Annotated in this window: 10 protein-coding genes; 2 read left to right on the top strand and 8 right to left on the bottom strand. The window is 66.0% G+C overall.

The genetic code is table 11. The annotated features are described in order from the left end of the window. Positions 1-253: 253 nt before the first annotated feature. On the top strand, positions 254-715 hold the full coding sequence (locus ACQKPE_RS24550; RefSeq protein WP_427669262.1) for a hypothetical protein: 462 nt from the start codon (positions 254-256) through the stop codon (positions 713-715). A gap of 35 nt (positions 716-750) precedes the next feature. On the opposite strand, the gene dctM is transcribed toward ACQKPE_RS24550, so the two are convergent. The 8 genes from dctM to ACQKPE_RS24590 form a co-directional block, all read right to left on the bottom strand. Further along, the gene (gene dctM, locus ACQKPE_RS24555) at positions 751-2,034 is read right to left on the bottom strand and encodes a C4-dicarboxylate TRAP transporter large permease protein DctM (RefSeq protein ID WP_427669263.1); all 1,284 of its coding nucleotides are present in this window, start codon (positions 2,032-2,034) and stop codon (positions 751-753) included. Next, complete coding sequence (locus ACQKPE_RS24560) at positions 2,034-2,666, bottom strand: TRAP transporter small permease (protein ID WP_427669264.1); 633 nt, start codon at positions 2,664-2,666, stop codon at positions 2,034-2,036. Before ACQKPE_RS24560 ends, dctM begins: the two co-directional genes overlap by 1 nt. A 66-nt stretch (positions 2,667-2,732) precedes the next feature. Further along, positions 2,733-3,731, bottom strand: coding sequence for a TRAP transporter substrate-binding protein (locus ACQKPE_RS24565; protein ID WP_427669265.1), 999 nt, complete (start codon positions 3,729-3,731; stop codon positions 2,733-2,735). Positions 3,732-3,907: 176 nt separating this feature from the next. Further along, positions 3,908-4,738 (bottom strand): HpcH/HpaI aldolase/citrate lyase family protein, encoded by an 831-nt coding sequence (locus ACQKPE_RS24570; RefSeq protein ID WP_427669266.1) that lies wholly within the window; start codon positions 4,736-4,738, stop codon positions 3,908-3,910. Further along, entirely contained in the window at positions 4,735-5,934 is a 1,200-nt protein-coding gene (locus tag ACQKPE_RS24575) for a CaiB/BaiF CoA transferase family protein (protein WP_427669267.1), read from the bottom strand. The genes ACQKPE_RS24570 and ACQKPE_RS24575 overlap by 4 nt, the downstream gene beginning before the upstream one ends. Positions 5,935-5,954: 20 nt before the next feature. Next, entirely contained in the window at positions 5,955-7,304 is a 1,350-nt protein-coding gene (locus ACQKPE_RS24580; protein WP_427669268.1) for an MmgE/PrpD family protein, read from the bottom strand. Positions 7,305-7,314: 10 nt separating this feature from the next. Further along, the gene (locus tag ACQKPE_RS24585; protein ID WP_427669269.1) at positions 7,315-8,478 is read right to left on the bottom strand and encodes an acyl-CoA dehydrogenase family protein; all 1,164 of its coding nucleotides are present in this window, start codon (positions 8,476-8,478) and stop codon (positions 7,315-7,317) included. A gap of 29 nt (positions 8,479-8,507) precedes the next feature. Continuing rightward, entirely contained in the window at positions 8,508-9,347 is an 840-nt protein-coding gene (locus tag ACQKPE_RS24590; RefSeq protein ID WP_427669270.1) for an FAS1-like dehydratase domain-containing protein, read from the bottom strand. A 124-nt stretch (positions 9,348-9,471) separates the two neighbouring features. On the opposite strand from ACQKPE_RS24590, the gene ACQKPE_RS24595 reads away from it, so the two are divergent. Then, positions 9,472-10,356, top strand: a complete 885-nt coding sequence (locus ACQKPE_RS24595) for a LysR family transcriptional regulator (RefSeq protein WP_427669271.1) — start codon at positions 9,472-9,474, stop codon at positions 10,354-10,356. The last annotated feature ends 92 nt before the right edge of the window (positions 10,357-10,448 follow it).

Raw genomic sequence — 10,448 nt, forward strand, 5'->3', positions numbered from 1 at the left:
ACCGGACCTCCAGAACAGCTGACCACGGCCCGGGCTTCCCCCGGGTCCGCGCCCACGCCCGCCCCAACCACCCCCATGGCGAACCTGTAGGAGCGGGCTTGCCCGCGAACACCGGCACCGCCGGTGCCATGCACCGCGACTCCCCCACCTGTGAAATCTCACGCCCGCTGTGAATCGTTGTGAAGCCCAAGCGTACTGGCCAATAGCCCATGCTACCGTCGGCTCCCACTTCATTCGCTCAGGGAGTCGCGTCATGTCCAACATCCCACCTGTCGGTGGCGGGCCGAACACGCCCTCGTCATCGACCTCCAGCTTCAACAGCTCGCTGGACAGCGCCAAGTCGAGCAAGGCGATCGCCGACTACATGCGCCAGAACGGCAAGTCGGCGATCACCAAGCAGGAACTCGACAAGCTGGCCGACAACGCCTCGGGCAACGTGCCCAAGGACGTGTCCGATGCCGCCAAGTACATGCAGCGCCACCCGGATGTGTTCACCGCCATCGAAACCCACGACGTAGCCGGTGCCGACAACCTCTCCGGCGTGTGGAACTTCGACTGGGCCGCCAGCGGCGGGCTCAAGGGCACGCCGACCGACGCCATCGCCAAGATGCAGGACACCTTCGACCTGGCCATCGAGAAGTCGGCGAAGATCACCGAGGTTACCACCGGCAAGAAAGCCGAGATCGATGCCACCAAGCAACGCCCGGCCAACTGAGGCCCAGGGGCGCCTCGGGCGCCCCTTCTCCTCCCCTACGGCATCCCCAGCCACTGCGGCAGTGCCAGCGAAATGAACGGCACGTAAGTCACCAGTATCAGGAACAGCAACAGGATCGACAGCCACGGCAACGCCGCACGTATCGTCTGCCCCAGGGTCAACCCGGTCACCGCGCTGGTGACGAACAGGTTCAGCCCCACCGGCGGGTGCACCAGGCCGATCTCCATGTTCACCACCATCACGATGCCCAGGTGGATCGGGTCGATGCCCAGCTGCATGGCGATCGGGAAGAAGATCGGCGCCAGGATCAGGATGATCGCCGAAGGCTCCATGAAGCTGCCGGCAATCAACAGCACCACGTTCACCATCAACAGGAAGCCCAGCGGCGTCAGGCCTTCGCTCAGCACCCACTGGGTGATCTGCTGGGGAATCTGCTCGGTGGTCAGCACATGGGCGAACAGCATGGCGTTGGCGATGATGAACAGCAGCATGATGGTCAGCCGGCCGGACTCCAGCAGCACCTTGTGGCAGTCGCGCAGGCGCATGTCCTTGTACACGAACAGCGCGATGAACGCCGAGTACACCGCCGCCACCGCCGCCGCTTCCGTGGGGGTGAACAGGCCGCTGTAGATACCGCCCAGGATGATCACCAGCAGCAACAGGCCCCAGAACGCACGGCGTGCGGTACCCAGCCATTCGGCGAAGCTTGCGCGCGGCTGGGCGGGCAGCTTCTTGATGCGCGCGACGATGTAGATCGCCACCATCAGGCACACGCCCAGCAGGATGCCCGGTATCACCCCGGCCATGAACAGCTTGCCCACCGAGGTTTCCGTCGCGGCCGAGTACACCACCATGACGATCGACGGCGGAATCAGGATGCCCAGGGTCCCGGCGTTGCAGATGATGCCGGCGCCGAACTCACGCGGGTAACCCGAGCGCACCATGCCGGCGACGGCAATCGAACCCACGGCGGCAACGGTGGCAGGCGAGGAGCCCGACAGCGCGGCGAACAGCATGCAGGCCAGCACCGCCGCAATGGCCAGGCCGCCGCGAATGTGCCCGACGCAGGCGTTGGCGAAGTCGATCAGGCGCTGCGCCACGCCGCCGGTGGTCATGAATGCCCCCGACAGCAGGAAGAACGGGATCGCCAGGAAGGTGTAGCTGTCGGAGGTCTCGAACAGCTTGATCGCCAGCGAGCTGAGCGAGTCCTGGCTGAACAGCAGGATCGAAATCGCCCCCGACAAGCCCAGGGAAATGGCGATGGGCACGCCCAGGAACATGAAGACGAACAGCAGCACGAATAGGCAGATGACGGTCATCAGTGATGCTCCTCGCCTGGGTTGGCCAGCTTGCTCGCTTCCGCGGCTTCGTCGGCAAGGCCGAGACCGGTCTGGCGGTGGGTGAAGATGCGGTAGAAGATCTCCAGGTAGCGCACGATGATCAGCGCGAAACCGAAGGGCACGATCATCGCGATATGGCCGATCTGGATGCCGTAGCGGTCAAGGTCCTCGGCGCCGATACCGGCGGCCAGCACGGCGTTCACCCACTTGATGCTCGCCACCAGGAACAGCCCGGCATAGGCCAGGCAGCAGGCACAGGCGATCATCGCCAGCACCCGCTGCACCGGCTTGCGCGTGCGCCGCACCAGCACATCCACCCCCAGGTGGCCGGCGGTGCGCACGCCATAGGCGATGCCGAAGAAGATCAACCAGCCGAACAGCGCCTTGGTCAGGGCGATGCTCCAGGTCATTTCCTGGGCGTAGCCCATCAGGTGGTCGCCGATGGCGAGCAGCGCGTCGCTGGCGAACGCCCAGTGGTCACTGAGGCTGTAGAACATCCCGTAGAGGTTGTTCAGCGCGACGTAGATGAAGGTAATCAAGGTCATGGCCGCCAGGAGGAAGGCGATCATGCCCTCCTCGAAGTGCTCCCAGGCACGCCTTAACGTTTGCATAGGCATTCTCCGGACAGGAAGAGGCCGGGCCACCGCGTGCAGCGGTGGCCTGGGCGAAGGGCGCGATCAGGACGCCTTGTTGGCGGCTTCGGCGGCCTGGATCAGGTCGGCACCGATCTGCTCGGAGAACTTGCTCCACACCGGGCGCATGGCTTCACGCCACTGCTCGCGCTGCTCGGGGGTGAGGGGGTCGATCTCGCTGGTCTTGGCGTCGATGATCTTCTGGCGGGAGCTTTGGTTGAGCGCTTCGGCCTGCTTGTTCACCTCGACGGTGACCTGGTCCATGAGCACTTGCAGTTCGCCGCGCACATCTTCCGGCAAGCTGTTCCAGAACTTGGCGTTGGTGATCACCATGTAGTCGATCAGGCCGTGGTTGGTCTCGGTGAAGAACGGCTGCACCTCGTGGACCTTCTGGCTTTCGTAGTTCGACCAGGTGTTCTCGGTGCCGTTGACGGTGCCGGTCTGCAAGCCCTGGTAGACCTCGGCGAAGCTCATCTTGCGCGGGTTGGCACGAATGGCCTTGAACTGCTCCTCGAGCACGCTGGATGCCTGTACGCGGAACTTCAGGCCGCGGGCATCCTTGGGCAGGATCACCTTCTTGTTGGCCGACAGTTGCTTGAGGCCGTTGTGCCAATAGGCCAGGCCACGGATGCCCTTGTCTTCCATCGAAGTCAGCAGCGCCTTGCCCTGGGGGCCTTGCTGGAAGCGGTCGACGGCGGCCAGGTCGTCGAACAGGAACGGCAGGTCGTAGATCTGCACCTGCTTGTTGTAGTGCTCGAACTTGGCCAGCGACGGCGCCAGCATCTGCACGTCACCCAGCAGCAGTGCCTCCATTTCCTTGCCGTCGCCGAACAGCGACGAGTTGGGGTAGACCTCGACCTTGACCTTGCCACTGAGCTTGGGGTCTTCGGCCACCAGTTTCTGGAACATCAGCGCGCCCTGGCCCTTGGGCGTGCTGTCGGCCACCACGTGGGCGAACTTGATGATGACCGGGTCGGCGGCCTGGACGAGCCCGGCCATGGACACGGCGGCGGCGCACAACAGCGCCTGGGTCAGCTTCAACATCGGTGTCACCTTTTATTGTTGTTGGAAGGTAAGGACGCGTTGCTACAGTCACGATGGCTCAGGTGCCGGTGTTTCGAGAATCAGCTTTTGTGTAAGCCTGCGTTTGGCTGAGCCGAACGCCGGGGCCAGTGCGCATTCTTCGCGGGTAAACCCGCGAAGAGGCCGAAACCAGTACATCAGGACTCCACCCCCCCCCGCGCCAACACCCGCTGCGCACGCAACAGCACCGGCGCATCGATCATCTGCCCCTCCAACTGGAACGCCCCGGCGCCATTGGCCGCCACGCTCGCCGCCAGCACCCGCCGCGCCCACGCCAGTTCCTCGGCGGTCGGCGCCAGCACGGCATGAATCAGCGGCACCTGGCTGGGGTGGATGCACAGCGCACCGCCGTAGCCCATGTCGTAGGCATGGCGCATCGCCCGTTGCTGCCCCTCGGGGTCACCGATGGCGGGGAACACCCCGTCCAACGGTGGCGCCAGGTCGGCACCACGCGAATGCAGTTGCACCGCCATACGCGCCTGGTCGAGAAAGCCCTGAGCGGCGGCGCTTTCAGTGTTGAGGTTCAAGTCCAGCGCCAGGTCTAGGCTGCCGAACGACAGGCGCTCAACCCCTTCGGCCCGGGCGATGCTTTCCAGCGCCAGCAAGCCCTTGGCCGTCTCGATGATCGGCAGCACCGGCTTGCCCGTGCGGTGGGCCACGGCCACCTGGACAGGGTTTTCCACCTTGGGCAGCAGCACCGCCGCCACCCCCGCCTGCTGCGCGCAGAACGCCAGGTCATCGGCGTGCCCGGGGTGTTCCGGCGCGTTGACGCGCACCCACACCCTGGCCTGCGGCTGCTCGCCTAAAAAGCGCGCCAGGTTATCGCGGGCCTGGCGCTTGAGCGGCTCTTCCACCGCATCCTCGAAATCGACGATGACAGCATCGGCGCCTGCGGCCAGGGCCTTGGCGAAGCGCTCCGGGCGGCTGCCCGGCACGAACAGTGCCGAACGCACGACCCCGGCGCTCATACCACACCCGCGTTGGCCAGCCGCGCCCGCTCCTGGGCCGCAAAGCCCAGTTCCTCGAGAATCGCCTGGCTGTGCTCGCCCAGGCCCGGAACCGCGTCCATGCGCGGGCTGAACGCCGCGTTGCGCCCCGGCGGCAGCAGCGCCGGCACGCGCCCGGCCGGGCTGTCGACTTCGCGCCAGCGGTCACGGGCGCGCAGTTGCGGGTGCTGCCACACGCCGTGCATGTCGTTGACCCGGGCATTGGCGATCTGCGCAGCCTCCAGGCGCGCCACAACCTCGTCCAGGGTCAACGCGGCAAAGCCTTCGATGATGATCTGGCGCAGCACTTCGCGGTTCGCCGAGCGCTTGGGGTTGGCGCAGAAGCGCTCGTCACTGGCCAGCGCCGGGTCGAGCAGCACCTTCTCGCAAAACACGGCCCACTCCCGCTCGTTCTGCAACCCGAGCATCAGCGTGCCGCCATCGCCGGTAGGGAATGGCCCATAGGGGTAGATGGTGGAATGCGAGGCGCCGGCCCGCGGCGGTTGGGGGGCGTCGTTGTAGGCGTAGTACATCGGGTAGCCCATCCACTCCACCAGGCTCTCCAGCATCGACACATCGACCCGGCTGCCGACGCCGGTCTTGTCGCGCAGCATCAGCGCCGACAGCACGCCGGTATACGCATACATACCCGCCGCGATATCGGCGATCGAGCAACCGGCCTTGGCCATTTCCTGCTCACCCGGCCCACCGGTCACCGAGAGAAAGCCGCCCTCGCTCTGGATCAACAAGTCGTAGGCCTTCTTCTTCTCGTACGGCCCGCCTTCGCCGTAGCCGGAGATATCGCACACCACCAGGCGCGGGAAGCGCTCGTGCAGGGCCTCGAACGACAGCCCCATGCGCCCGGCTGCACCCGGCGCAAGGTTCTGCACCAGCACATCGGCCTTGGCCAGCAGCGCCTGGAGAATGTCGAGGGCTTCAGCTTGCTTGAGGTCCAGGGTCAGGCTTTGCTTGGAGCGGTTGGTCCAGACGAAATGCGACGACAGGCCGTCGACGCGCTGGTCGTAGCCGCGGGCGAAGTCGCCAGCGCCTGGGCGTTCGATCTTGATCACGCGGGCGCCAAGGTCCGCCAGTTGGCGGGTGCAGAACGGCGCGGCGATGGCATGTTCCAGGCTGACGACGGTGATGCCGTCCAGCGGGCGGGGCGCAGATGAAATCATGGCGAGTTCCTGTTCGGTAGTCAGTGCAGGTCGGCCAGCGACGGCGCATCACGCAGTTGCCAGACCCGCGTGATCAGCGCACGGCCTTCGGCTTCGCTGCGCTGCCCGGCATAGGCCAGTAGGCGTTGGAACTTGGCCTCCAGTTCCGGGCGCGACAGGGCATTGCCCGGGTCGCCCTTGGGCTGGTCGATGGCGGCGCTGAACTGTCGGCCATCGACGCAACGCACCTCAACCCGCCCCAGCCAGCGCGCCGGGTAGGCGGCGTCCACTTCCGGGTCCAACTGCATGCGCACCTTTTCACGGAACGTCGCCACCCGTGGGTCGGTCAGCGCCAGGTCGCGGAATTCGAGCAGCTGTGCGCTGCCGTGCACGGCGATCAGGCCGAGCACGGTGCCCATGGAGAACTTGGCCTGGTGCACGGTGCTGGGCGTGGTCACCCGGCCCAGCACATCGATGGCGCCCTGATGCACGCGGGTCACCACTTCGGCGATCTGCTCATGGGCCAGGCCTTCGCGCTGCATCAAGTGCAACAGGGCATCGGCTGCCGGGTGGGTGTGGCGGCACGAGGCATGGAACTTGAACGAGGTTTCCGCCAGCGCCCAGCGCGTGCCCAGGCGGTCGGAGAGCCGCGCAGGGTCGGCATCGCTGGACATGCCCGCCGCCATGCCCTGCTCGCCTTCGAGAATGTTGCGCGCCCCGCTCAGCCCGTCGGCGGTGAGGTAGGCGGCCAGCAAGCCGTCGGCGGCAGCCTTGGCGGTGTGCAGTTGCTTGGAGTCGGCGGCATCGCGCAGGAACTCCCACAACCCGGCGGCCTGGGTACCGGCGCTGCCCAACAGGTTGATGAAGCGTTCGCGGTCGAAGCCCAGCAGCTTGCCAACGCCCACGGCGGCGGCCAAGGTGCCGACCGTGGCAGTGGTGTGGAAGATGCGGTAGTGCGAGCGGCCAAGGAACTCGCCGATGCGGATGCCCGCCTCGTAGCCGGCCACGGATGCCAGCAGCAAGTCCTGGCCGGACTTGCCCAGGTCCTGGGCTGCGGCCAGCACGGCGGAGAACACCACAGTGGCCGGGTGCAATACCGAGCTATTGTGCAGGTCGTCCTGCTCCACCAGGTGCGACGCCGCGCCATTGACCAAGGCGGCGAAATAGGCCGAGGTGCCGCGCCCGTTCACCAGGATCCGCGCCCGGCCCTCACTCGGCCCCATGCGCTCGGCGTAGCGCTCGAACAGCGGGATCGGGTGGGCGCCCTGGCTGGCGAGCGCCGAGCCCAGCCAGTCGAGGAACAGGTCTTCGGTGCGGTCCAGCACGGGGCCGGGGATGTGTTCGTAGCGCAGGTCGGCCAGGAACGTGGCCAGTGCTTGGGTATCACGCATGGTCGGCTCCTCAGAAGCTGCGCGGCAGCTCGAGCAGGTGCTCGGCCACGTACGACAGGATCAGGTTGGTGGAGATCGGCGCCACCTGGTACAGGCGGGTTTCGCGGAACTTGCGCTCCACGTCGTATTCGTTGGCGAAGCCAAAGCCGCCGTGGGTTTGCAGGCAGGCGTTGGCCGCCTCCCAGCTGGCCTTGGCCGCCAGGTACTTGGCCATGTTCGCCGCCGCCCCGGCATTGCGCCCGCTGTCGTATTCCTCGCAGGCACGCCAGCGCATCAGGTCGGCGGCCTCGATCTCGATGTGCGCTTCGGCGATGGGGAACTGCACGCCCTGGTTCTGCCCGATAGGCCGGCCGAACACCACGCGGTCGCGGGCGTACTGGCTGGCCTTCTCGACGAACCAGCGGCCATCGCCGATGCACTCGGCGGCAATTAGCGTGCGCTCGGCATTCAGGCCATCGAGGATGTAGCGAAAACCCTTGCCCTCCTCGCCAATCAGGCTGCTGGCGGGAATTTCCAGATTGTCGAAGAACAGCTCGTTGGTCTCGTGGTTGACCATATTGGCGATCGGCTGCACGGTCAGGCCGTTGCCGATGGCCTCGCGCAGGTCGACCAGGAAGATCGACATGCCCTCGGACTTTTTCTTCACCTCAAGCAAAGGCGTGGTACGTGCCAGCAGGATCATCAGATCGGAATGCTGCACCCGCGATATCCACACCTTCTGGCCGTTGATCACGTACTTGTCGCCCTGGCGCACGGCGGTGGTCTTGATCTTGGTGGTGTCGGTGCCGGTGGTCGGCTCGGTCACGCCCATCGACTGCAAGCGCAATTCGCCGCTGGCAAGCTTGGGCAGGTAGAAGCGCTTCTGTTCCTCGCTGCCGTTACGCAGCAGGGTGAACATGTTGTACATCTGCCCGTGGATGGTGCCGGAGTTGCCGCCGCAGCGGTTGACCTCCTCGAGGATCACCGAGGCCTCGGCCAGGCCCAGGCCCGAGCCGCCGTACTCCTCAGGGATCATCGCCGACAGCCAGCCGGCGTCGGTCATGGCCTTGACGAAGGCTTCGGGGAAACCCTTGCGTTCGTCGATCTCGCGCCAGTAGGCGGCGTCGAATTCGGCGCACAGGGCGCGCACGCCTTCGCGGATGGCGTTGAGGTCATCGCTGTCGTAGCTCTGCATGTCGGGGTTCTCTGCTGGTTCGCAAGGGTTCAGTCGAACGACACTTCGGCGCTCTGCGCCACGCCGTCCTCATTGCCGGCCCACAGCCGCGCCTTGCCCGGCGCCTCAATGCAGCCAGCCACGCTGAATGCCGCAGGCAGGGTCAGGGGGCGCACGCCGCGGTAGGCGAAGTGCCGCACGGGCTTGTCAGGGTGGGCGCGGACGAATGCGCGCAAGTTCAAGGTGGCGATCAACGGGCCGTGCACCACCAGCCCTGGGTAGCCTTCGGTGGCGGTGACATAAGGGTGGTCGTAGTGGATGCGGTGGCCGTTGAAGGTCACCGCCGAATAACGGAACAGCAGGGTCGGCGTGGGCGTAATGGCCTCGCTCCACTGCCCCGCCGGGCAGGCTTCGCCGCTGCCGGGCTTGGGCGGGGTCGGCTCGCGGTAGACGATGTCCTGTTCTTCACGGATGCACAGGCGGCCCTCCTGGGAATACTCGTGGCGCACCGTGACGAACAGCAGCGCGCCAGTGCGCCCTTGTTTTTCCTCGATGTGCACGATGGTCGACAGGCGATGGGCCTCGCCGCCCACGGTCAAGGGCGCGATGAACTCGACCCGGCCACCGGCCCACATGCGGTTGCGATTATCGGCTGGCGGCAGGAAGCCGCCTCGGGCGGGGTGGCCGTCGCTGCCCAGCTTGGCCTCTTCGACCGGCTCCTGGAAAAAGCACCAGGTCCATAGATGCGGCAGCGCCTCGCCATGGGCCGGAGCCGGCTCGCCGAAGGTGGCGGCGATACGCTTGACCAGGTTGCGGCTGAGCACATCCCAGGCTTCTTCGGTGCGGCCTAGCCAGGCAGTGAAGTCGGTGGGCGCAATGGCAGCGGTCATGGGCGGGGCCTCTCGTCGTTGTTCTTGTGGGCCGATCATGCGAGGCAGCTGGCATTCTGTGAATTTGCATTTGCGTAAGCCAGCGTTCATAAATGCCGAACGCCAATTCCCGACAGGACTCCCCATGCACTTCGACCTGGCTGACTTGCGGCTCTTCATCCACATCGGCGAATCGCCGAGCCTGACCCAGGGTGCGCGCCGCGCCTTCCTCTCTCCTGCCGCCGCCAGCGCGCGTATCAAGGCCCTCGAAGCGCAGCTCGATACCCGCCTGCTGTACCGCGACAGCCGTGGCGTCGAGCTGACCCCGGCCGGGCACAAGCTGCTGATGCACGCGCGGCTGATCATGCGCCAGGTGGACTACCTGAAAGCCGAGTTCACCCAGCTGGGCACCGATTCGGCGGGGCATATCCGCATCTTCGCCAACACCACGGCGGTGACCGAGTTCCTGCCCGAGGTGCTGGCCGGTTTTCTCGCCAGCCGCCCCGGGGTGACGGTCGACCTGCAGGAGCGCTTGTCACGGGATATCGTGCGCGGGGTGCTCGATGGCAGCAGCGACATGGGCATCATCGCCGGCCCGGTGGAGGCCAGCGGCCTGCAAGTGATGCGCTTCAGCACCGATCGCCTGGTGCTGATCGTGCCCCATGGCCATGAGCTTTCCGCGTACAGCCAGGTGACATTGCGCCAGACCCTGGCCTACCAGCACATTGGCCTGCATGACGGCAGCACGCTGCTGACTTTCCTGCGCGACCACGTGGAGCGCCTCGGCCTGAGCCTGGCGCTGCGTATCCAGATGTCGAGTTTCGAGGCGATCTGCCGCATGGTCGAAGCCGGGGTGGGCATCGGCATCATTCCCGAATCAGCGGCCGTGCGGCACAGCCAGACCATGAACCTGGTGACCATTGACCTGGACGAACCCTGGGCGGTGCGAGAGCGCAGCATTTTGGTACGTGAGCTGGATGCCCTACCGGGGACGGTAAGGGCGTTGATTGCGACGTTGATGCCTGCCTGAAGCTGTCCTGGCCCCCCTGTAGGAGCGGGCTTGCCCGCGAACCAGGGCAAAGCCCTGGCCATACACCGCAGTGGTTTCTTCGCGGGCAAGCC

The sequence above is a fragment of the Pseudomonas sp. NPDC089554 genome (assembly GCF_050280645.1).
In the GTDB taxonomy this organism is placed as follows: domain Bacteria; phylum Pseudomonadota; class Gammaproteobacteria; order Pseudomonadales; family Pseudomonadaceae; genus Aquipseudomonas.

What these genes read in the sequence shown, in the direction of transcription:
- ACQKPE_RS24550 (WP_427669262.1), top strand. Translation starts at nt 254, where the DNA reads ATGTCCAACATCCCACCTGTCGGTGGCGGGCCGAACACGCCCTCGTCA.
- dctM (WP_427669263.1), bottom strand. Translation starts at nt 2,034, where the DNA reads ATGACCGTCATCTGCCTATTCGTGCTGCTGTTCGTCTTCATGTTCCTG.
- ACQKPE_RS24560 (WP_427669264.1), bottom strand. Translation starts at nt 2,666, where the DNA reads ATGCAAACGTTAAGGCGTGCCTGGGAGCACTTCGAGGAGGGCATGATC.
- ACQKPE_RS24565 (WP_427669265.1), bottom strand. Translation starts at nt 3,731, where the DNA reads ATGTTGAAGCTGACCCAGGCGCTGTTGTGCGCCGCCGCCGTGTCCATG.
- ACQKPE_RS24570 (WP_427669266.1), bottom strand. Translation starts at nt 4,738, where the DNA reads ATGAGCGCCGGGGTCGTGCGTTCGGCACTGTTCGTGCCGGGCAGCCGC.
- ACQKPE_RS24575 (WP_427669267.1), bottom strand. Translation starts at nt 5,934, where the DNA reads ATGATTTCATCTGCGCCCCGCCCGCTGGACGGCATCACCGTCGTCAGC.
- ACQKPE_RS24580 (WP_427669268.1), bottom strand. Translation starts at nt 7,304, where the DNA reads ATGCGTGATACCCAAGCACTGGCCACGTTCCTGGCCGACCTGCGCTAC.
- ACQKPE_RS24585 (WP_427669269.1), bottom strand. Translation starts at nt 8,478, where the DNA reads ATGCAGAGCTACGACAGCGATGACCTCAACGCCATCCGCGAAGGCGTG.
- ACQKPE_RS24590 (WP_427669270.1), bottom strand. Translation starts at nt 9,347, where the DNA reads ATGACCGCTGCCATTGCGCCCACCGACTTCACTGCCTGGCTAGGCCGC.
- ACQKPE_RS24595 (WP_427669271.1), top strand. Translation starts at nt 9,472, where the DNA reads ATGCACTTCGACCTGGCTGACTTGCGGCTCTTCATCCACATCGGCGAA.